General features: G+C 66.6%; 20 protein-coding genes and 1 tRNA gene. 9 read left to right on the plus strand and 12 right to left on the minus strand.

Annotation, left to right across the window (positions count from 1 at the left end):
* Positions 1 to 30 precede the first annotated feature (30 nt).
* Positions 31 to 813, minus strand: a complete 783-nt coding sequence (locus AC5Y31_RS05300) for an enoyl-CoA hydratase/isomerase family protein (RefSeq protein WP_499978660.1) — start codon at positions 811 to 813, stop codon at positions 31 to 33.
* A gap of 180 nt (positions 814 to 993) precedes the next feature.
* Here AC5Y31_RS05300 and AC5Y31_RS05305 point away from each other — a divergent pair, with 180 nt between their 5' ends.
* The 3 genes from AC5Y31_RS05305 (at position 994) to adhP (ending at position 4,540) form a co-directional block, all read left to right on the plus strand.
* Positions 994 to 1,827, plus strand: a complete 834-nt coding sequence (locus AC5Y31_RS05305) for a mycofactocin-coupled SDR family oxidoreductase (RefSeq protein ID WP_499978661.1) — start codon at positions 994 to 996, stop codon at positions 1,825 to 1,827.
* Positions 1,828 to 1,900: 73 nt separating this feature from the next.
* On the plus strand, positions 1,901 to 3,424 hold the full coding sequence (gene exaC, locus AC5Y31_RS05310) for an acetaldehyde dehydrogenase ExaC (RefSeq protein WP_499978663.1): 1,524 nt from the start codon (positions 1,901 to 1,903) through the stop codon (positions 3,422 to 3,424).
* A gap of 51 nt (positions 3,425 to 3,475) precedes the next feature.
* On the plus strand, positions 3,476 to 4,540 hold the full coding sequence (gene adhP, locus AC5Y31_RS05315) for an alcohol dehydrogenase AdhP (protein WP_499978666.1): 1,065 nt from the start codon (positions 3,476 to 3,478) through the stop codon (positions 4,538 to 4,540).
* A gap of 23 nt (positions 4,541 to 4,563) precedes the next feature.
* Here the strand turns inward: adhP and AC5Y31_RS05320 are convergent, their stop codons facing one another.
* Positions 4,564 to 5,226, minus strand: coding sequence for a TetR/AcrR family transcriptional regulator (locus AC5Y31_RS05320; protein ID WP_499978669.1), 663 nt, complete (start codon positions 5,224 to 5,226; stop codon positions 4,564 to 4,566).
* Positions 5,227 to 5,632: 406 nt separating this feature from the next.
* On the opposite strand from AC5Y31_RS05320, the gene AC5Y31_RS05325 reads away from it, so the two are divergent.
* The gene (locus AC5Y31_RS05325; protein WP_499978994.1) at positions 5,633 to 6,211 is read left to right on the plus strand and encodes a TetR/AcrR family transcriptional regulator; all 579 of its coding nucleotides are present in this window, start codon (positions 5,633 to 5,635) and stop codon (positions 6,209 to 6,211) included.
* A 25-nt stretch (positions 6,212 to 6,236) separates the two neighbouring features.
* Here the strand turns inward: AC5Y31_RS05325 and AC5Y31_RS05330 are convergent, their stop codons facing one another.
* Positions 6,237 to 7,112, minus strand: a complete 876-nt coding sequence (locus tag AC5Y31_RS05330; protein WP_499978996.1) for a LysR family transcriptional regulator — start codon at positions 7,110 to 7,112, stop codon at positions 6,237 to 6,239.
* Positions 7,113 to 7,215: 103 nt separating this feature from the next.
* Between AC5Y31_RS05330 and AC5Y31_RS05335 the strand changes: the two genes are divergently transcribed.
* The gene (locus tag AC5Y31_RS05335; RefSeq protein ID WP_065025925.1) at positions 7,216 to 7,965 is read left to right on the plus strand and encodes an SDR family oxidoreductase; all 750 of its coding nucleotides are present in this window, start codon (positions 7,216 to 7,218) and stop codon (positions 7,963 to 7,965) included.
* A 78-nt stretch (positions 7,966 to 8,043) separates the two neighbouring features.
* Here the strand turns inward: AC5Y31_RS05335 and AC5Y31_RS05340 are convergent, their stop codons facing one another.
* The 7 genes from AC5Y31_RS05340 to aceE all read right to left on the minus strand — a co-directional run bounded on the left by AC5Y31_RS05340 (position 8,044) and on the right by aceE (position 17,687).
* A complete protein-coding gene (locus AC5Y31_RS05340) occupies positions 8,044 to 9,465 on the minus strand; it encodes an acyl-CoA carboxylase subunit beta (RefSeq protein WP_065025924.1) in 1,422 nt (473 codons plus the stop codon).
* Positions 9,466 to 9,507: 42 nt separating this feature from the next.
* Entirely contained in the window at positions 9,508 to 10,776 is a 1,269-nt protein-coding gene (kasB, locus tag AC5Y31_RS05345) for a 3-oxoacyl-ACP synthase KasB (RefSeq protein WP_065025923.1), read from the minus strand.
* A 33-nt stretch (positions 10,777 to 10,809) separates the two neighbouring features.
* Positions 10,810 to 12,060 carry a 3-oxoacyl-ACP synthase KasA gene (gene kasA, locus AC5Y31_RS05350; RefSeq protein ID WP_065025922.1) on the minus strand — a complete coding sequence of 417 codons (1,251 nt, stop codon included), beginning with the start codon at positions 12,058 to 12,060 and terminating at the stop codon, positions 10,810 to 10,812.
* Complete coding sequence (acpM, locus tag AC5Y31_RS05355; protein ID WP_024440584.1) at positions 12,061 to 12,360, minus strand: meromycolate extension acyl carrier protein AcpM; 300 nt, start codon at positions 12,358 to 12,360, stop codon at positions 12,061 to 12,063.
* A gap of 88 nt (positions 12,361 to 12,448) precedes the next feature.
* Positions 12,449 to 13,360 carry an ACP S-malonyltransferase gene (locus tag AC5Y31_RS05360; RefSeq protein WP_499978676.1) on the minus strand — a complete coding sequence of 304 codons (912 nt, stop codon included), beginning with the start codon at positions 13,358 to 13,360 and terminating at the stop codon, positions 12,449 to 12,451.
* 174 nt (positions 13,361 to 13,534) lie between these two features.
* Entirely contained in the window at positions 13,535 to 14,845 is a 1,311-nt protein-coding gene (locus AC5Y31_RS05365; RefSeq protein WP_065025920.1) for a PucR family transcriptional regulator, read from the minus strand.
* 52 nt (positions 14,846 to 14,897) lie between these two features.
* Positions 14,898 to 17,687 (minus strand): pyruvate dehydrogenase (acetyl-transferring), homodimeric type, encoded by a 2,790-nt coding sequence (aceE, locus tag AC5Y31_RS05370; protein WP_499978678.1) that lies wholly within the window; start codon positions 17,685 to 17,687, stop codon positions 14,898 to 14,900.
* A gap of 191 nt (positions 17,688 to 17,878) precedes the next feature.
* On the opposite strand from aceE, the gene AC5Y31_RS05375 reads away from it, so the two are divergent.
* From AC5Y31_RS05375 to AC5Y31_RS05390, 4 genes are all read left to right on the plus strand, one after another.
* Positions 17,879 to 18,466 carry an Rv2240c family protein gene (locus AC5Y31_RS05375; RefSeq protein WP_065025918.1) on the plus strand — a complete coding sequence of 196 codons (588 nt, stop codon included), beginning with the start codon at positions 17,879 to 17,881 and terminating at the stop codon, positions 18,464 to 18,466.
* A gap of 80 nt (positions 18,467 to 18,546) precedes the next feature.
* The gene (locus tag AC5Y31_RS05380; protein ID WP_064855277.1) at positions 18,547 to 18,969 is read left to right on the plus strand and encodes a DUF3052 domain-containing protein; all 423 of its coding nucleotides are present in this window, start codon (positions 18,547 to 18,549) and stop codon (positions 18,967 to 18,969) included.
* Positions 18,969 to 19,430, plus strand: a complete 462-nt coding sequence (locus AC5Y31_RS05385) for a peroxiredoxin (protein WP_499978680.1) — start codon at positions 18,969 to 18,971, stop codon at positions 19,428 to 19,430. Before AC5Y31_RS05380 ends, AC5Y31_RS05385 begins: the two co-directional genes overlap by 1 nt.
* Positions 19,431 to 19,552: 122 nt before the next feature.
* A tRNA-Val gene (locus tag AC5Y31_RS05390) sits at positions 19,553 to 19,624 on the plus strand.
* Positions 19,625 to 19,904: 280 nt separating this feature from the next.
* Here the strand turns inward: AC5Y31_RS05390 and AC5Y31_RS05395 are convergent.
* Positions 19,905 to 20,111, minus strand: coding sequence for a zinc transporter Slc39a7 (locus AC5Y31_RS05395; protein WP_301636855.1), 207 nt, complete (start codon positions 20,109 to 20,111; stop codon positions 19,905 to 19,907).
* Positions 20,112 to 20,117: 6 nt separating this feature from the next.
* Positions 20,118 to 20,534, minus strand: a complete 417-nt coding sequence (locus AC5Y31_RS05400) for an ArsR/SmtB family transcription factor (RefSeq protein ID WP_499978682.1) — start codon at positions 20,532 to 20,534, stop codon at positions 20,118 to 20,120.
* Positions 20,535 to 20,546: the final 12 nt, after the last annotated feature.

Below are 20,546 nucleotides of genomic sequence, written 5' to 3' on the forward strand. Positions count from 1 at the left end.
CGCCCACTGGAATCTGGATCTCGAAGCGCTTCATCGTCGCGCCTGGGGAGTGTTGGCGCCCGGCGAGGCGAGGAATCGGCCACAGGCCGCGCTGAACTCTGGTGTCCCGATGCAATGCAGTTGGGCGTCGAGCTCCGCGTCGAGGGTGTCCTCCCACGTCGGCCGCGCAGAGCCATCGATGATGCGTTTGGCCAGTCCATTCGCCGTGCGCGAACAAGCAAGCAATTCGTCGGTCAACGCCGCGGTGACTGCCGCCAGTTTGGTGACGGGTGCGACGCGGTTGGCGATACCGAGGCGGCCCGCGCGCGTCCCGTCGATCATCGCCGAGGTAAGGATCAGCTCCTTGGCTCTGCCAGCGCCGACGAGCGATGTCAGCCGGCCGGTGCCGCCGACGTCGGGCACCACGCCCATCCGGGTCTCGGGCAGACCCAGTGTCGCATCGGCAGCGACTACGCGCAGGTCGCACGCCAGCGCAAGCTCGAATCCCGCTCCGATTGCCCAGCCGTGCACGCTCGCGACGGTCGGAATCGGCAGCTGCTCGAGTCGGTCATAGGCCGCCACAAACGCGGAGCGGATCCGCCTGAGACCCTCGGGGGTGCTCAGCCGGGTCAGGGTGGAGGCGTCGATGCCCGAACTGAAGCCTGGGCCGTCGCCGCGGACCACGACGCACCCGATCTCACCGTCGGCCTCTAGTTCGGCGATCGCCGTGGTGAGGTCCTCGATGAGTTCCTCGTCAAGAGCGTTGCGCCGCTCCGGGCGGGCGAGCACTAGTTGCGCGACACCCTTGCTGCGTTCTAACCGGACGAGAGCCATGAAAGTAGCTAAGCGGGCAGATCCTCTGCGGGCCATGTCATGTGGCACAGAGATCGCCGGCGGTGTTGTGCAACCTCAACGAAGGCCCTCGTTGGCCTTCCCATTCTGGCGATGAACACCACAATGAGGCAGGACGGGCAGATATGTTCGGCGACAATTCGTTCCGCGAGAGGCGACATGATGTCTGGCCGATTCGAAGGCAAGGTGGCGTTCATCACCGGTGCCGCCAGGGGGCAGGGCCGTGCTCATGCCGTGCGCTTCGCCCAGGAGGGTGCTGACATCATCGCGATCGATCTGTGCCGGCAACTCGACAGTGTCGCGTACGCACTGAGCACGCTGGAGGACCTGGACGAAACCGTCAGTTTGGTCGAAAGCACCGGGCGGCGGATCATCGCGGAGCAAGCTGATGTACAAGACCTTGCACAGCTGGAAGTGGTGGTGGACAACGCGGTCGGCGAGTTCGGCCGGATCGACTATGTACTGGCCAACGCCGGTATCGGACCGGTGTTCGGCGACGAATCACGGCAGCTGGCTGCCTATCTGGATTCCATCGGCGTGATGCTCAACGGGGTCTACTTCACCATCGAGGCAGCGTTGCCGGCGTTGCTCCGGCACGGCGATGGGGGTGCTGTGGTGATCACGAGTTCAGCGGCCGGCCTCAAATCGGTCGGACGTGGATTCGCGACGAAGAGCCACGGCGGCGCCGGATACACAGCAGCCAAGCATGGCGTTGTCGGGCTGATGCGTTACTACGCAACAACACTGGCTGAACGTGGGATCCGAGTCAACTCGGTACACCCGACCGGGGTCGCCACACCGATGATCCAGAACCCCGAGGTTGAGCAGTACATCACCAAACACCCCGAGTTCGGTGCGGCGCTGGAGAATCTGCTGCCGGTGCCGGTGGTGGAGTGCCTCGACGTGACCGAGGCGATGGTGTATCTGTGCTCGGACGCGGGCCGCTACCTCACCGGCGTCACGCTGCCGGTCGATGCCGGCCTGACGGTGAAATAGCTATGGGTCTGGGCGCGTACACCGCACGCAATCTGTCCGACGAGTGTCGGCCGAGGGAGATGGAGCAGCTTCGATGACCGTTTTCGCCCGTCCGGGTTCTCCCACCGCACTGATGAGTTATGAGTCGCGCTACGGGAACTTCATCGGTGGCCAGTGGGTGGCGCCGGTCGGTGGTGAGTACTTCGAGGACATCACCCCGGTCACCGGTGAGCCGTTCTGCGAGATTCCGCGTTCGACGGCTGCCGACATCGACATGGCGCTGGATGCTGCGCATGCGGCCGCTCCGGGGTGGGGCAAGACCTCCCCGGCCCAGCGGGCGGAGATCTTGAGCAGGATCGCTGAGCGCATCGACGCGCACCGTGAACAGTTGGCGGTCGCCGAGGTGTGGGACAACGGCAAGCCGATCCGCGAGGCGCTGGCCGCCGATATCCCGCTGGCTGCGGATCATTTCCGCTACTTCGCGGCGGCGATCCGCACCCAGGAGGGCTCGCTGAGCCAGCTCGACGACGACACCGTCGCTTATCACTTCCATGAGCCGCTGGGCGTCGTCGGGCAGATCATCCCGTGGAACTTTCCGCTGCTGATGGCGGCCTGGAAGCTGGCGCCGGCGCTGGCCGCCGGTAACGCGGTGGTGCTCAAGCCCGCCGAGCAGACCCCGGCGTCGATCTTGTTCTTGATGAGTCTGATCGGTGACCTGCTGCCCGACGGAGTCCTCAACGTGGTCAACGGATTCGGGGTGGAGGCCGGCAAGCCCCTGGCGTCCAGTAACCGGATCGCCAAGATCGGGTTCACCGGCGAGACCACCACCGGGCGGCTGATCATGCAGTACGCCAGTCACAACATCATCCCGGTCACTTTGGAGCTGGGCGGCAAGAGTCCCAACATCTTCTTCTCCGATGTGCTGGCGGCCGGCGACGACTTCTGCGACAAGGCTCTGGAAGGCTTCGCGGGCTTTGCCCTCAATCAGGGTGAGGTGTGCACCTGCCCGTCGCGGTCGCTGATCCAGGCCGACATCTACGACGAGTTTTTGGAGCTGGCCGCGATCCGCACCAAGGCGATCCGCCAAGGTGACCCGCTGGATGCGGCCACCATGATCGGCGCGCAGGCCTCCAACGACCAGCTGGAAAAGATCTTGTCCTACATCGAGATCGGCAAGGGGGAGGGCGCCAAGGTCATCACCGGCGGCGAGCGCGCCGAACTCGGCGGCGATCTGTCCGGCGGCTTCTACGTGCAGCCGACGATCTTTGGCGGGCACAACAAGATGCGGATCTTCCAGGAGGAGATCTTCGGCCCGGTGGTCTCGGTGACCTCGTTCAGCGACTACGACGACGCGATCGGCATCGCCAACGACACCCTCTACGGCCTGGCCGCCGGAGTGTGGAGCCGCGACGGCAACACCGCCTACCGGGCCGGCCGCGACATCCAGGCCGGCCGGGTGTGGATCAACTGCTACCACGCCTATCCGGCGCATGCTGCGTTCGGCGGCTACAAGCAGTCCGGCATCGGCCGGGAGAACCACAAGATGGCGCTCGCCCACTACCAGCAGACCAAAAACCTGCTGGTCTCCTACTCCCAAACCCCCACCGGCCTGTTCTGAAACTGGCCGCGAAACCCGCCTCCCGAACTTCGCCAAGAAAGGAACGAGACGATGACCGACACCGTCGACACCTCAGATGTCGTCACCGAAGTCATGCAGGCCGCCGTTGTCACCGAATTCGGTGCACCCCTGCAGATTTCCACGTTGACTCTGCCCAAACCCGGCAATCGCCAGGCACTGGTAAAGCTGGAGACCACCGGCGTGTGCCACACCGACCTGCATGCGGCACACGGCGATTGGCCCGTCAAACCACAGCCGCCCTTCATTCCGGGCCATGAGGGCTGCGGCACGGTCGTCGCACTCGGCGACGGCGTCGATGACATTCAGGTCGGCGATAGGATCGGCAACGTCTGGCTGTGGTCGGCGTGCGGTGAGTGCGAGTTCTGCCGCACTGGCTGGGAGACACTATGCGAGAGTCAGCGCAACGGCGGTTACAGCGTCAATGGCAGCTTCGGTACCTACATGCTGGTCGACACCGCCTACGCGGCACGCATCCCGGAGGGTGCCGACCCGCTGGAGGTGGCGCCGATCTTGTGCGCCGGTGTCACCGTGTACAAGGGCTTGAAGGAAACGGAAGCCGGCCCCGGTGAGTGGGTGGCGATCTCGGGTATCGGTGGCCTCGGCCATATTGCCGTGCAGTACGCGCTGGCGATGGGATTGCGCGTGCTGGCCGTCGATGTGGATGACTCCAAATTGGCGCTGGCCACCGAGTTGGGCGCTGAGATCGCCCTGAACGCACGCAACGTCGACCTGGCCGTCGAGGCACGCGAGGCTACCGGCGGAGTGCACGGCGTTCTGGTCACCGCCGTGCACCCGGAGGCCTTCGGTCAGGCGGTGGGACTGGTGCGGCGCGGCGGGACGATCGTCTTCAACGGTCTACCACCCGGAGACTTCCCGGCACCGATCTTTGACATTGTGCTGAATCGCTTGACCATCCGGGGCTCAATTGTCGGAACCCGACAGGACTTGGCTGAGGCCCTGGACTTTTACGCCCGCGGCCTGATCAAGCCGAAGGTGACACCCGCAAGACTCGACGATGTCAATGACATCTTCGAGCGCATGAAACGTGGTCAAATAGACGGCCGCATGGTCATCGACTTCCGAGAAGACTCATAGGTCTACAGCTCCGCTGCGTCGACTCAGCCCGAGACAGGACCCTTTGCCCTGCGTCTGGCGGGCTTTGGCGCGGGACTCAGGCTGTGCCGAATGAACACCTGCGCGTTGGCCACCAACGTGTCAACCGAATTCCGGCGGGGATCCCACCACTCGGCACTCCAGTTGAGGGCACCGAGAATAAGCGGTTGCGCGAGTTTGGGATCGACGTCGTCGCGGATCTGGCCCTCGGCTGCCGCGGCGGTCATCAGCCGCTTCCAGATGCGGTTGTAGGCGGTGAGTTCCTTCTGCTGACGGGCTCGCAGCCGATCAGGGATCTGACCGGAGTTCCGGATGGAGGCGCGGGCATAATCGGAGAGTTCTAGTCCGTGGCGAAGGTGTATTTCGGCCGCGGTGAGGATTTGGTCCATCGGCGAGGTATCGGGCGGCAATTCATCCAGCGCTCGTTTCAGGTGGTTTCGCAGGTCATGGATGCCGCGGAACACCGTCTCCTCGATGAGATCCTCACGCGATTTGAAGTAGTAATAGATTGCGGGTGCCTGCAATTGCGCGTGTGCGGCCACATCGGTCAGCCGGGTTCCGGCGAAGCCCTTGGCGCATAGGACGTGGGCGGTGGCGTCCAGGATGCGTGACCGGGTGCGGTCCGATTTCGACTGGTCCTTGGTGGGGGCCTTTGGCTCGCTGGGCACCGTTCGATCATATCGAGCAACGTGCGTGTTCGTGATCGCGGAAGGACTGGCGCCGACGAATATGCGGGTAGCTGCGTCATCGGGCGTCGTCTCGCTGCCCGTTCGCGAGCGGCAGCACAACCCCCTCGTGCACCACGTGGAAAGGCACGGTCGCGGTACCGATTCATCGGCATCGACTCACCAACCCGGCATATTTTTTATGATAGATTAACCAACGTGTGGCGCATCGGCGAGGACGGTTCTCGCGACATCGACCTTCGCGGTAGCGCACGAATGGAAATCAAGGGCGCCTGCGGCGGCCTTGGGCCGGCTGGGCCGCGCTTATCATCGCTCTGTGGTTCAGAGTCGACGGCGCACCGTAGCGATCAGCGAGCCCGCGGGCGAGGGCGAATCATCTTCTGAATCGATGTCGACACGCGAGCGAATTCTCGACGCGGCAGCTCATGTGCTGTCCGAAAACGGCTATGCCGGGCTTCGTCTGACCGACGTGGCTGCTGAAGCCCAGCTGCAGGCCCCTGCCATCTACCACTACTACGCCTCGCGCGACGAGTTGGTCGAGGAGGTGATGTGGTCGGGCATCGTGGGTATGCGCGAGTATGTCGCTACGGTTCTCGACGGCTTGCCCGACGGAACGCCGCCGCTGACGCGATTGCTGACCAGCGCTGAGGCGCATCTACGCCACGTGCTGCAGGCCTCGGACTACGCCAGGGCGTGGATCCGCAATGCCGGTCAGGTGCCACTGGCGATTCGTAAGCGGCAGATCGTCGAAGAGGAACGGTATGGCGAAATCTGGCGCCGACTCATCAACGATGTGGCCCGGGCGGGTCTACTGCGACCCGAACTGGATCTGTACATCGCGCAGATGTTGGTCCTCGGCGCCCTGAACTGGGCGGTGGAATGGTGGGCACCCACCGTCGGATCTGTCGAATCGGTTGTGGGGAACGCGAAATCATTGATTCGCCAAGGCCTTACGAACGATTCATGACGCCAACGGTGTGCTCGGTGGCCGGTCAGCGCAGAATCAGATCTCGCACCGCCGAACTGGTGTGCGGCTGCCACAGCGCCTGCAGGGGCACCAGCAGCGGTTCCGCGAGATCGATCACCGTGACGGCGCCGTCGACGGCCGACCCCGGCGGGGCGGTGACGAACGCGGCGGCGTCCTCGGTGATCGCGGCAACCTCGGGCGGACAGCCCTGCACCCGGCTGACCCGGTACTGCGGTTCGAAGCCGGCGCGCCGGCAGGCGTTGACCAGAAAGTCGCTGTAGTACGACGCCCCGGGCGGTGCCCACAGTGCAATGAATTCACCGGCCAGGTCGGCCATGTCGAGGTGGGTGCGCCCGGCGCGCGGATGGTCGCTGCGCACCGCGACACGCAGTGTGTCGTAACGGATCACCGTTGTGGCGAGTCGCTCCTGCGGCACCACGCCGCGACGCAGTCCCAGGTGCACGGCGCCGTCGCGGACCCCGTTGACCAACTGGTCGGGGAACATCTGCCGGACGGTGAACGAGGTGCTGGGCGCGCCGGCGATCGCGGGTTCGATCAGCGCGTAGACGTCATGGTTGGTGATCGCAGGGGAGTGGCCCACCACGAACACATCCGGTTCGGCGCTGGCCGCGGCCCGGGTGTGTTGGGTGATCGTTCGGGCCGCCGCCAGCAGGGTGCGCCCCTCATCGAGCAGCGTCTGGCCCGCGGGGGTGAGCGTGATGCGCCGACCGGAGCGCATCAGCAGCGTCGCTCCGAGGTCCTTCTCGAGCTGGCGGACGGAGCTGGACAGCGCCTGCTGGGACAGATGCAGCTGGGCAGCGGCCCGGGTGAAGCCGGCGGCGTCCACGACGGCGATGAAGTGGCTCAGCCGGCGCAGATCCGGGACGGTGGACACCGACACCACCCTAGCCACAACGAATGGTTGTCGAAAGGTCGCATATCAATGTTTCCCATTTGTGGTCCCCCCGACTAACTTCGGAATCCGAGACAGGAGGGACAACCCAATGAGCAACCTTGCGGGCAAATCGGCGGTGGTCGCGGCCGGGGCCAAGAACCTGGGCGGGCTGATCAGCACCACCCTGGCGAACAGCGGCGTCAACGTCGCGGTGCACTACAACAGCGACGGCTCCGAACCCGACGCCGACAAGACCGTCGCCGCGGTGCAGGCCGCCGGCGCCAAGGCGATCAAGGTCCAGGGCGACCTGACCCGCCCGGCCAATGTCACCGCGCTGTTCGACGCCGCGGTGGACGCATTCGGCGGGGTGGACTTCGCGGTCAACACCGTCGGCAAGGTGTTACGCAAGCCCATGCTGGAAACCACTGAGGCCGAATACGACTCGATGTTCGACATCAACTCCAAATCGGCGTATTTCTTCCTGCAGCAGGCCGGTAAGCGCCTCAACGACAACGGTTCGGTGGTGACGATCGTGACCGCGCTGCTGGGCGCGTTCACCGACGGCTACTCCACTTATGCGGGCTCCAAGAGCCCGGTGGAGCACTTCACCCGGGCGGCGGCCAAGGAGTTCGGCGCTCGGGGCATCAACGTCAACAGCGTCGCCCCCGGCCCGATGGACACGCCGTTCTTCTATCCGCAAGAGACCCCGGAGCGGGTGGAGTTCCACAAGTCGCAGGGGATGGGCAACCGGCTGACCCGGATCGAGGACATCGCGCCGTTGGTGGCGTTCCTACTCGACGGCGGGCACTGGATCACTGGCCAGACCATCTTCGCCAACGGCGGGTACACCACGCGATGACCCCGTCGAGCGGGCACAGCCCTCCGGCCCCACCTGGGGTTTTGGCGGACAACTCTGCACGCTCGCGGCAAGAAAAAATTACAGCGGGATGTTCTTGTGGCGCCCGCGCCGGGCCGGAGCCTCGGCCAGCGCCTGGGTGATCTTGCTGCGGGTGTGCGAGGGATCGATCTTCTCGTCGACGACGCCGATGTCGATGGCCGAATCCACCCCGCCGGCGATCCGCTCGTGCTCCAGGGCGAGCTCCTCGTGCAGGGCCTCGCGCTCGTGATCGGGGGCGGCGGCCAGCTTCTTCTTGTGCAGGATGCCGACCGCGGCCTTGGCGCCCATCACCGCGACCTCGGCGTCCGGCCAGGCGAACACCTTGGTGGCGCCCAGTGAGCGGGAGTTCATCGCGATGTAGGCCCCGCCGTAGGTTTTCCGGGTGACCAGCGTGACCCGCGGAACGGTGGCCTCGCCGAAGGCGTGCAGCAGCTTGGCGCCGCGGCGTACCACGCCACCCCACTCCTGGCCGACACCGGGCAGGTAGCCCGGCACGTCGACGATCACGATCAGCGGAATCCCGAACGCGTCGCACAACCGCACGAAACGGGCTGCCTTCTCAGCGCTTTCGGAGTTCAGGCAGCCGCCGAGCCGCAGCGGGTTGTTGGCCAGCACCCCGACGGTGCGCCCCGACAACCGGCCCAGCCCGACCACCATCGACGGCGCCCACTTGGCCTGGAACTCGTCGAAGGGTGCGTCTGAATCGAGCAGCCGGTGCACCAGCGGGTGCACGTCGTAGGCGCGCCGCGCCGACTCCGGCAGCAGCGCGTGCAGGTCGATCTCTTCCGCCTCGGCCTTGTTGCGGTCGAAATGACCCTGCTGGCAGAACAATCCGACCAGGCGGCGGCCGCGCTCGTAGGCGTCGAGTTCGTCGTCGGCGACGATGTGGCACACACCGGACTTCTTGTGGTGGGTGTCAGGGCCGCCGAGCGCGGCCATGTCGACGTCCTCACCGGTGACGCTGCGCACCACGTCGGGGCCGGTGACGAATACCCGGCCCTCCGGGGCCATCACGATGACGTCGGTCAGCGCCGGGCCGTAGGCGGCGCCGCCGGCGGCGAAGCCCACCACCACCGAGATCTGCGGGACGTAGCCCGACGCCCGGATCATCGCCTCGAAGACCCGCCCCACCGCGTGCAGGGCGCGCACCCCCTCGGCCAACCGGGCGCCACCGGAGTGCCACAGGCCCACGATCGGGCTCTGCTCGGCGATCGCGGTGTCGTAGGCGTTGACGATGTGGTCGCAGCCCTCGATACCCATCGCACCGCCCATCACGGTGCCGTCGGTGCAGAACGCGATGGTGCGCACGCCGTTGACGGTGCCGCCGGCCGCCAGCACTCCGGAGCGGTCACGCTCGTGCAGCAGTTCCACCGTGCCGTCGTCGAAGAACGTCGACAGACGCAGCAGCGGGTCGCGCGGGTCGAGTGATTCGCCCACCGTCTCGGGAGCCATGGTCGTCATCGCGCGTCTCCTTAATCGATTCTTGTCACGCTGGGGCGACCGTTAGTACCGGCCGAAGGCGAGCGCCACGTTGTGCCCGCCGAATCCGAACGAATTGTTGATCGCGTACTGGTAGTCACCGGCGCGCGGCTTGTCGGCCACCACATCCAGGTCGATCTCGGGGTCGAGATTGGCCAGGTTGAGCGTCGGCGGGATGATCTGGTCGCGCAGGGCCAGCACGGTGAGGATGGATTCCACCGCGCCGACCGCGCCGACGGAGTGGCCCAGCGCGCTCTTCGGCGCATACACGGCCGCGTCGCCGCCGTGGGGGCCCAGCGCGTTGTTGATGGCGTGGCCCTCGGCCACGTCGCCCACCGAGGTTCCGGTGGCATGCGCGTTGACGTGGCTGATGTCGCCGGGAGTGAGGCCGGCGAGCTCGATAGCCCGCGTCATCGCCCGACCAGCGCTCGCGCCGTCGGGGTCGGGCGCCACGATGTGGTAGCCGTCGGAGGTGATCGAGGCGCCCATGATGCGGGCGATGATGTTGGCGCCGCGGGCTTTCGCGTGCTCCTCGGTCTCGATGATCATCACCGCGGCGCCCTCGCCGAACACGAACCCGTTGCGGTCCCGGTCGAACGGGCGGCAGGCACCCGGTGGGTCGTCGTTGGTGGTCGACAGCACGATGCGCATCTGGGCGAACCCGGCGATCGGCACCGCCTCGATCCGGGTCTCCACCCCGCCGCAGATCGCGATGTCGGCCTCGCCGAGCACGATCTGCTGCCAGGCGTGCGCGATGCCCTCCGAGCCCGACGCACACGCCGAAACGGGGGTGATCACCCCGGCCTTGGCGTGCTGATCCAGCCCGACCGCCGCGGCCGCACCATTGGGCATGTACTTCTGCACGGTCAGCGGGGAGACCGCCCGCAGGCCGCGTTCCCGCATGCCGTCGTAGGCCCAGATGAGCTCTTCGGAAGAGCCCATCCCGGTGCCGATCGACACCAGCAGCCGGCGTTTGTCGACCTCGGGTGAACCGGCGTGCTCCCAGGCCCGCCGGCTGATCACGGTGGACAGCTTCTGCAGGTAGGACAGCCGACGCAGCTCGGTTCGGCTCAGTCCCTCATCGAATGCCTCGGGCGTCTCGATCAGGCGCCCACCGATGCGGACCGGCAGGTCGTATTCCTCGACGAACGGGTCGGTGAGCTCTCGAATCCCGCTCTGGCCGTCGAGCAAAGCCTTCCAAGTGGACTCTGCATCGGCGGCCAGAGCGGTCGTCATGGCAAAACCGGTGACGACGACGTTGGGTAAACCGTTGCCAGTAGCCAGTGTTGACATGGGTGTTCCGAACTCCTCTTGTGACGGGAAGTGTCAGTACCGCCCGAAGGCGAGTGCCACGTTGTGACCACCGAACCCGAATGAGTTGTTGATCGCGTACTGGTACTCGCCGTAGCGGGGCGCCCCCGCTACCACGTCCAGGCCGATCTCCGGGTCCGGCGTCTCGTAGTTCAGCGTCGGCGGGATGACCCCGTCGCGCAGCGAGAGCACCGTCAGCACCGATTCGAGCGCACCGACCGCGCCGATGGAGTGGCCCAGCGCCGACTTCGGTGCGTAGACCGCGGCGTGCTCACAGCCGGCTTCCCGGATCGCGTTCGCCTCGGCGGTGTCACCGATCGGGGTCGCCGTGCCATGGGCGTTGACGTGGTCGACGTCCTTGGCGGTCAGGCCCGCCAACTCCAGCGACCGCTTCATGGCCTGTCCAGCCCGCTTGCCGTCGGGGCCGGGAGCCACCATGTGGAAGGCGTCGGAGGTGATTCCGGCGCCCATCAACCGGGCCAGCGGCTTGGCGCCCCGGGCCTTGGCGTGCTCCTCGGTCTCGATGATCATCAGCGCACCGGCTTCGCCGAACACGAATCCGTCACGGTCCTTGTCGAACGGCCTTGACGCCTTCTCGGGCTCGTCGTTGCGGGTCGACATCGCGCGCATCATCGAGAACGCCGCGATCGGCAGCGCCTCGATCATGCCTTCCACGCCGCCGCAGACGACCATGTCGGCGTCACCCATGACGATGTGCCGCCAGGCGTGGGCGATGGCCTCAGAGCCCGACGAACACGCCGAGACCGGCGTGACCACCCCGGCGCGGGCGCCGAGGGCCAGCCCGGCGACTGCGGCCGCGCCGTTGGGCATGACCATCTGCACGGCGAGCGGCGACACCTTGCGGGGGCCGCCCTCATTCATCAGGTCATAGGTCTCGACGATCTTCTCGCCGCCGCCCAGCCCGGTGCCGATGACGACCGCCAGGCGGTCCTTGTCGACGTCCGGAGTGCCGGCGTTCGACCAGAGCCGCTCGCTGAGCAGTTTGGACATTCGCTGGACGTAGGACATGCGGCGCAGGTCCAGGCGGCCCATATGGTCGTCGACTGGGTCCTTGAGCTGACCGCCGATCTTGACCTGCAGGTCCCATTTCTCGGTGAAGTCACCGGTGAGGGTACGGATGCCGCTCTCGCCGGCCAGCAGACCCTTCCACGTGCCGTCGATGTCCGCCGCGATTGAGGTGGTGGCCTCAACGGCGGTTACCACCACATTGGGGTAACCGCCGTTGGCCGTGGAGGGCTTGGTCACTTAGCTCTCCGAACCGAACTTCTCGCGCAGGGCCGCGGCGGCCTCGGGGTTCTCGGCCTCGAGCTTCTGGATGTAGCCCACCACGTCACCCACGGTGCGCAGACCGGCCAGGTCCTCGTCGGGGATCTTCACGCCGTACTTGTCCTCGGTCTGCACGGCGATCTCCACCATGGACAGCGAGTCGATGTCCAGGTCGTCGACGAACGACTTCTCGACGGTGACCTCGCTCGGCTCGATACCGGTCACCTCTTCGATGATCTCGGCAAGACCGGCGATGATTTCTTCCTGACTAGCAGGCACTGTGATTCCCTTCGGTTGGATCCGCACGGGGTGTGCGGGGTGATTACTGCGTATCTGGTTGTGCAGGTTGGAGCGGGCTTGAAAAGGGTTAGAACTCAGGCAGCCCGTCCAGATCTGCGGGGGATTTGACGGCGTGCGTCGGGGTCCCCCGAAGTTCGCGTTTGGCGATGCCGGCCAATGTCCCCGCGGGCGGGAACTCCACGATCGCGCTGATGTCCCGGGCGCGAAGCGTCTCGGTGCACAGATCCCAGCGCACCGGCCGGGTCAGCTGTGCGACCAGGTTCTCCATTGCGGCGGCCGCCGAGGTGACGGGCTGCCCGTCGCGGTTGGACAACAGTGTAGCGGCGGGATCGGATGCTGCGACCTGCTCCGCGGCGGCGGAGTAGGCCTCCAGCGCGGGCGCCATGAATTGGGTGTGGAACGCGCCGGCGGTGGCCAGCTTGCGCACCCGGGCCTTGGCGGGCGGGTCTTCGGCGAGCTTGTCCAGCGCGGTCACCGGGCCCGCCGCGACGATCTGGCCGACGGCGTTGCGGTTGGCCGGGACCAGGTCGAGCTGCTCGAGGCGGGTCAGCACCTCGGTCTCGTCGCCGCCGAGCACCGCAGCCATACCGGTGGGCTCGAGCGCGCAAGCCTTGGCCATTTCGCGGCCGCGGGTGGCGGCCAGCATGACGGCGTCGTCGGGGGAGATCACGCCCGCGATGGCGTAGGCGGCGATCTCGCCGACCGAGTGGCCGGCCACGATCACGTCCGCGCCCAGCGGGCTGTTGCGGCGCTGGGACAGCTCGGCGTAGGCGAGCAGCGTCGCGGCCACCACCAGCGGTTGGGTGACCGCCGTGTCGGTGATCTCCTCGGCGGTCGCGGTGGTGCCCAACGCGACCAGATCCAGACCGCTGATCTCCGACCACGCGGCCAGCTGGCCGGCGGCACCAGGCTGTTCCAGCCACGGCGACAGCATGCCGGGAGTCTGGGATCCCTGTCCGGGAGCGAGCAACGCAATCACGTCTTTAAGAGAACATTGTGAAGCGCGGTTTGCAGGATGTCCTAGAACATGAACATTGTCTTATGTTTTTGTGGAAGTCCTACAAACGTGCCATCTGATGCGACGTGTTTGATACCTCTTCGCGACAACTGCCCGGTTGAGGACGTGCTGCTGAGCCGAACCGTACGCCCCGCCTCACCCGACCCGATGCTCGCCGGGTGCGCTCCCGCCCACCGGCGGCGTGGCGTATGTCACCGGTGCACTGCTGAAGCTGGCATGTTGGGCCTGATTGGCCAGCCGCCCGACGGTGGCCGCCACCCGCAGCACGTAGGCGTCGCGCGGCTGGGTGGGGTCTCGCCCGGTGAAGTCGGCAATTCGTTTGAGTCGGTAACGGACGGTGTTTGGATGAACGAACAACTTCCGTGAGCACGCCTCGATCGCGCCGCCACAGTCCAGGTAGGCGTCCAGCGTCTCGGTCAGCGACGGCCCGGCCTCGGCCAGCGGCCGCATCACATCGGTGTGCAGGGCCGCGATCGCCGAGGGATCCCCGATCAAAGCCCGTTCGGGCAGCAGCTCGCGGGCCAGCACCGGCCGCGGCGCTCCGGTCCAGCCGACAACGGCGTTCATGCCGGAGATCGCCTCGCTGGCGCTGTGGTAGGCCGCGGTCAAGGTCGGTGCGGTCGGTCCGATCACCACCGGCCCGTCGGAGAACGCGCCGAGTAGGTCGGCGAAGAACTTCTGGGTCGGCGACAGCGGGCCGGACACGATCGCCACCAGCCAGGTGCCGTGCACGTCGGTCAGCGCGGCCCGGCCGTGGCGTTCGGCGACGTCGCGGACGTCCTGGCTGGCCTTTTGACCGGAGAAGGCGTCCGGGCCCGGCGGTGCGGTGCCCACCACGACCGTGGCCGGCGCGGTGGTGTCCCAGTTCAGTGCCGCCGCCCGGCTCAGCAGCTCCGGGCCGGTATCGCCGCGCACCACGGCGTCCACCACGCTGGCCTCCATCCGGGAATCCCAGGTGCCGCGAGCCTCGGCGGCGTCGGCGTAGGCGGAGGCGGCGGTGAAGGCCAGGTCGCGGCTGTACTTGAGAATGCCCACTGTCAGCGCCGTCACCTGCTCCTCGGAGCGGGCCAGTAGCGGCACGACCTCCTCGAAGAACTCCATGGTGACCCGCACCATGTCCACGGTGTGCCGCAGCGCGATGTGCCGGGTCAGCTCCTGCGGCACCAGCTCGAACGCCTGCGCGGTGTGGCTGACGTTGCCGTGTGGGTCGTGCATCCACTCGGCGAAGTTGACCACGGCGGTCTGCACCACCAGGGCGACGCTGGCGCGCTGGGAGGCCTCCAGGTCGGCGAAGAACGGCAGCCGTTCGCCCATCGCCGAGACCGCCTCGGTGGCCAAGCGGCCCGAATAGTGCTTGAGCCGGCGCAGCAGCGTGTCGGGGACGGCGCTGAGCAGGTCCAGGGTCGACCGCGGCAGGACCTGCCCACTTGGGCTGTTGTCAACCATCCCTAAAAGCTACGCCTGATTTCTGGTCACTCCCGACAACAAGCGGCGCGTGTCAAGCGACGCCCGAGTCCGACGTCTGCTCAGGCGCGGCCATCACGTCGTCGATCTGGTAGCGGTCCGCGGCCGTCGCCGCGACCGAGGCGTCGATGGACCCGTCGCGGGCCAGGGCCGCCAGCACCGCGACCACCACTGATTCGGCATCGGTGTTGAAGTAACGCCGCGCGGCCGGGCGGGTATCGGAGAAGCCGAACCCGTCGGTGCCCAGCGTGACGTAATTGCCGGGCACCCAGGGCCGGATCTGTTCGGGCACCGCGCGCATCCAGTCCGACACCGCGACAACCGGGCCGCTCGCCTCCGCCAGTGCCTGAGTCACATACGGCACCCCGGCCTCCCGGTCCGGGTTGCGCAACCGCTCGCGTTCGACGGCGACACCGTCCCGGTTGAGCTCACCCCAGCTGGTCACCGACCACACGTCGGCGGCCACATCCCAGTCGGCGGCCAGCATGTCGCCGGCCCGTAGCGCCTCGGGCATCGACACCCCGGACGCCAGGATCTGGGCGGTGTGGGATCGGGGCTCCGCGGCCTGCCGGTAGCGGTAGATACCCCGCAGCAGGCCGGCCGGGTCGAAGCCCTCCGGCTCGGCCGGTTGGACATACGGCTCGTTGTAGATGGTCATGTAGAAGTACACGTTCTCCGGGTTCGCGCCGAACATGCGCTCCAGCCCGCTTTCGATGATGTGGGCGACCTCGTAGGCGAACGCCGGATCGTAGGAGACCACCGCCGGGTTGGTGCTGGCCAACAGCAGCGAGTGTCCGTCGGCGTGCTGCAGGCCCTCACCGGTCAAGGTGGTGCGCCCCGCGGTGGCGCCCAGCACGAAACCGCGCGCCATCTGGTCGGCGGCTGCCCACAGGCCGTCGCCGGTGCGCTGGAAGCCGAACATCGAATAGAAGATGTAGATCGGGATCATCGGCTCGTCGTGGGTGGCATACGACGTCCCGACCGCAGTGAACGACGCCGTCGAGCCGGCCTCGTTGATGCCCTCATGCAGGATGTGGCCGACTTCGCTTTCCTTGTAGGCCAACATCAGTTCGGCGTCGACGGAGGTATACAGCTGCCCGTTGCGGTTGTAGATCTTCAAGGACGGGAACCACGAGTCCATCCCGAACGTGCGCGCCTCGTCGGGGATGATCGGGACTAGCCGGTCCCCGATTTCCTTGTCCCGCAACAACTCTTTGAACACCCGTACGGTTGCCATGGTGGTGGCGACTTCTTGGGTGCCCGATCCCTTCTTGACCGCCGCATACGGCTTCGAGTCGGGCAGCGTCAGTGCGCGGGCCTGGGTGCGGCGGTGCGGAACGAAACCGCCGAGGCTGCGTCGGCGGTCCAGCAGATAGCGGATCTCCGGGGCGTTCTCGCCGGGGTGGTAGTACGGCGGCAGATACGGGTTGTCCTCGAGTTCGGCGTCCGAGACGGGAATTCGCATCTCGTCGCGGAAGTCCTTGAGGTCTTGCAGCCGGAACTTCTTCATCTGGTGGGTGGCGTTGCGGCCGGCGAAATAGCTGCCCAGGCTGTAGCCCTTGATGGTCTTTGCCAGGATGACGGTCGGCTGGCCCTTGTGCTCGACGGCGGCCCGGTAGGCCGCGTGGACCTTGCGGTAGTCGTGCCCGCCGCGTTTGAGGTGCCAGATGTCCTGGTCGGACAGATCCTCGACCAGGGCCTTGGTCCGCGGGTCGCGGCCGAAGAAGTGCTGACGCACATAGCCGCCGTCGTTGGCCTTGTAGGTCTGGTAGTCGCCGTCGGGCGTGACGTTCATCAGGTTGACCAGGGCGCCGTCCCGGTCGGCGTGCAACAGGGCGTCCCACTCGCGGCCCCAGACCACCTTGATCACGTTCCAGCCCGCCCCGCGGAAGAACGATTCGAGCTCCTGGATGATCTTGCCGTTGCCGCGCACCGGGCCGTCGAGGCGCTGCAGGTTGCAGTTGATCACGAAGGTCAGGTTGTCCAGGCCCTCCAGCGCGCCGACATGCAGCAGGCCGCGGCTCTCCGGCTCGTCCATCTCGCCGTCGCCCAGGAAGCACCACACGTGCTGGTCGGAGGTGTCCTTGATGCCGCGGTCGTGCAGGTAGTGGTTGAACCGGGCCTGGTAGATGGCGTTCATCGGGCCCAGCCCCATCGACACCGTGGGAAACTCCCAGAAGTCCGGCATCAGCCGCGGATGCGGGTAGGACGGCAGCCCACCGCCGGGATGGCTGTGCTCCTGCCGGAAGCCGTCGAGCTGGTGGGTGCTCAGCCGGCCCTCCAGGAACGCCCGCGCATAGATGCCGGGGGAGGCGTGGCCCTGGATGAAAACCTGGTCCCCGCCGCCGGGGTGGTCTTTGCCGCGGAAGAAGTGGTTGAAGCCGACCTCATAGAGCGTCGATGACGACGCGTAGGTCGAGATATGCCCGCCGACACCGACTCCCGGCCGCTGCGCACGGTGCACCATCACCGCGGCGTTCCAGCGGATCCACCGGCGAAAGCGGCGCTCGGTGTCCTCGTCGCCGGGGAACCAGGGCTCCAGTTCGGTCGGGATGGTGTTGACGTAGTCGGTGGAGGTGAGCGCCGGAATCGCCACCCGCTGCTCGCCGGCGCGTTCCAGCAGCCGCAGCATCAAGTAGCGGGCGCGGGACGGACCGGACCGGTCCAACAGTTCGTCGAAGGACTCCAACCATTCGGAGGTCTCTTCGGGGTCGATGTCGGGAAGGTAGGACGCCACCCCTTCGCGGATCACTCGCACGCGGTCTGATTCACTTGCGCCGCTTGGCTTTTTGACCGGATCTTGGCGCACGGCCTCGGTAGTCAACGCATTACTCCTTGGTTTGGAGGTCAGGACGTGTCTCCCGGCTTGTGGCCAGAACGACACCGGACCGATCGCTTCGCCGGTCTTGTCTTTTCTATCCTGCCCCACCGGGCCCGGGACCGGCGGTGGGTGAGTGACGGATGGGGGTGGGCTGATCTCGGCATGTGACCGCCTACCCGGTAACGTCTGAAGCTGTGCTGACCGGATGGCGGACCGTCCCGCGTGGGCGGGCGCGGCGACACGCCCGGGTGGGTGCGCTGGTGGCCGGTGGAACCGCGGCGGTGGCGATGGGCGTCGTCGGCTGCACCAGCATCATCGGCGGAACGCCGGAGGCGGACACCTCGGCGGCGCCGGCGTACCGCTCCTCGGTGTCGGCGTCGGTGTCGGCCTCGGAGGCGACCTCGAGCATCCGCGAGACCCAGCGCCAGCAGTCGATGACGACCCAGGCGGTGCGCGGCGCGTGCGGCAGGTTCGCCTCGAGCAGCAGCGACGCCGTCGACACCGTGAACAAGTACGTGGAGGCCTTCAACAGCGGCGGTGACATCCCCGGAACCGCGGGGCCCGCGGTCGAGGCGCTCAACCACAGCGCCGACGAGGTGTCCGGCGCCATCAACGAGAAGCTGTCGACGGACCTCAAGGACGCGTTCACCACCTATGCCGACGCCGCCCGCGGCGTGGCGACCGCGATTTCGTCCAAGGCGCCGGTCTCGGTATACAACGCCCGCAAAGACGAGCTCAACCGGGCCCGGGAGAAGGGGATGCAGCTGTGCCGAGCCTTCTGAGGTCACCGATCATTTCGGACCCGGCTGTGCAACGATGATGCGCAACACTCAGCACGGTGAAAGTCGAAGGAGGTCACACGGTGGTCGCGGCGGATAACGCCCCGAACTTCGCCCGCAAATTGGGCATAGAAAACAAGCAGTTGGTCCAGGAGTTCGGCTGGGACGACGACGCCGACGACGACATCCGTGTCGACGTCGAAGAGGCCTGTGGCAGTGAACTGCTCGATGAAGACACCGACGAGGTGGTCGACGTGGTGCTGCTGTGGTGGCGCGACGGCGACGGAGACCTGGTGGACACCCTGATGGACGCGATTACCGCGCTGGCCGACGACGGCGTGATCTGGGTGCTGACGCCCAAGACCGGCAAGTCCGGCCATGTTCAGCCCGCCGAGATCGCGGAGGCGGCGCCGACCGCCGGGCTGATGCCGACCTCGTCGGTCAATCTCGGCGACTGGAGTGCCAGTCGATTGGTTCAACCCAAATCGAGGACGGGAAAGCGTTGATGTTGGAAGTGGGTACCGAAGCTCCGGATTTCACCCTCAAAGACCAGGATCAGCAGCAGGTCACCCTGAGCGGCTACCGCGGTGAGAAGAACGTTTTGCTGGTGTTCTTCCCGCTGGCCTTCACCGGCATCTGCCAGGGTGAGCTGGACCAGCTGCGTGACCACCTGCCCACCTACACAGGCGACGACAGCGTGGCACTGGCCATCTCGGTGGGTCCGCCGCCCACTCACAAGATCTGGGCCACCGAGAGCGGGTTCCTGTTCCCGGTGCTCTCGGACTTCTGGCCGCACGGCGCGGTCAGCCAGTCCTACGGGGTGTTCAACGACGACACCGGCTTCTCCAACCGCGGCACCTTCGTCATCGATAAGTCCGGGATCATCCGGTTCGCCGAGATGAAGGCGCCTGGCGAGGCCCGCGACCAGCAGCTGTGGGTCGACGCTCTCGCCGCCCTGAAGGGGTAGTTCTCCGCCGTTTTCCCCCGCGAGATTGCGCTGACGCAGCGTTTTCAGCATTTTTTCCGGCATCAGCGCAATCTCGCGGTTTTGGGCGCCCGCCATCATGGCGGGTAACCTGCCCGAGGCAGGGGCGCGTAGCTCAGTGGTAGAGCTCTGGTTTTACACACCAGCGGTCGGCGGTTCGATACCGTCCGCGCCCACAGCGTGGTTTGACGTCGTCGTGGACGGTCAATGCAGCGCCTATGACCACCTCTCCCTTGCCGCCAGACGAAGGTTCGATCCCACCTCCGGCTCCGGAAACACCCGGCGCGGCTCCGACCGGCACATCGGGCGTACCCCCTACGACCGGCTCGCAGCTGACGCCGGCGGGCCGGTCGGGGGTCTCACCAGGGCTGATGCTCTGGGTGGGACTGGCCGTGCTGGTCGTGATCATCATCGTCTTGATCGTGCTAACGGCCTGACGCCCGCGTAAAGCCGCACTCAGTGCGAATGCGCGTGACCCGCATCCTCGAGACCGGCCTGATGCACGTGCGGATGGCTGTGTGCCGTCCCGTCCTCGTGGGTGTGTTCGTGTTCGTGCTCGACGTGGTCGTGCTCATGGGTGTCGTGAACGTGTTCGTGCGTTTCCCCGCTGTGGGTGTGCTCGTGCGAATGCGGCGCGTCATGGCCGTGGTTGTGGTGCGACATGGCTGCTCAGCTCCTTTGTTCGATGATTCGTTGCCCCAGCGCGGGCAACGCCTGGCCGGCAGCGGCCGGCAGGTTGTTGGCGCCACGGTGATGTGGCGGCACTCCGGGTCCGGCGTGCTCGGCGTTGAAGACGGCGTCGGTGACCAATTGGCAGACGTGCTCGTTCTCCATGCTGTAGAAGACCGTGGTGCCTTCCCGGCGAGTGCGCACCAGCCGTGCCATCCGGAGTTTCGCCAGGTGCTGTGAGACCGACGGGGCCGGTTTGCCGACGTGTTCGGCGAGTTCGTTGACCGACATCTCGCGGCTGGTCAGCGCCCAGAGCACCTGCACCCGGGTGGCGTCGGCCAGCATCCGGAACACCTCGACGATCAGGCCCACCTGATCGTCGGGCAGCCGGTCGGCCGGACCATTATCTGCATGCATACGCAAATAATA

This window comes from Mycobacterium sp. NGS18, assembly GCF_059813185.1.

Coding starts and splice junctions, on each gene's coding strand:
- AC5Y31_RS05300 (WP_499978660.1), bottom strand. CDS start 813: ATGGCTCTCGTCCGGTTAGAACGCAGCAAGGGTGTCGCGCAACTAGTG.
- AC5Y31_RS05305 (WP_499978661.1), top strand. CDS start 994: ATGTCTGGCCGATTCGAAGGCAAGGTGGCGTTCATCACCGGTGCCGCC.
- exaC (WP_499978663.1), top strand. CDS start 1,901: ATGACCGTTTTCGCCCGTCCGGGTTCTCCCACCGCACTGATGAGTTAT.
- adhP (WP_499978666.1), top strand. CDS start 3,476: ATGACCGACACCGTCGACACCTCAGATGTCGTCACCGAAGTCATGCAG.
- AC5Y31_RS05325 (WP_499978994.1), top strand. CDS start 5,633: ATGTCGACACGCGAGCGAATTCTCGACGCGGCAGCTCATGTGCTGTCC.
- AC5Y31_RS05335 (WP_065025925.1), top strand. CDS start 7,216: ATGAGCAACCTTGCGGGCAAATCGGCGGTGGTCGCGGCCGGGGCCAAG.
- AC5Y31_RS05340 (WP_065025924.1), bottom strand. CDS start 9,465: ATGACGACCATGGCTCCCGAGACGGTGGGCGAATCACTCGACCCGCGC.
- kasB (WP_065025923.1), bottom strand. CDS start 10,776: ATGTCAACACTGGCTACTGGCAACGGTTTACCCAACGTCGTCGTCACC.
- AC5Y31_RS05365 (WP_065025920.1), bottom strand. CDS start 14,845: ATGGTTGACAACAGCCCAAGTGGGCAGGTCCTGCCGCGGTCGACCCTG.
- AC5Y31_RS05385 (WP_499978680.1), top strand. CDS start 18,969: ATGTTGGAAGTGGGTACCGAAGCTCCGGATTTCACCCTCAAAGACCAG.
- AC5Y31_RS05395 (WP_301636855.1), bottom strand. CDS start 20,111: ATGTCGCACCACAACCACGGCCATGACGCGCCGCATTCGCACGAGCAC.
- AC5Y31_RS05400 (WP_499978682.1), bottom strand. CDS start 20,534: ATGCATGCAGATAATGGTCCGGCCGACCGGCTGCCCGACGATCAGGTG.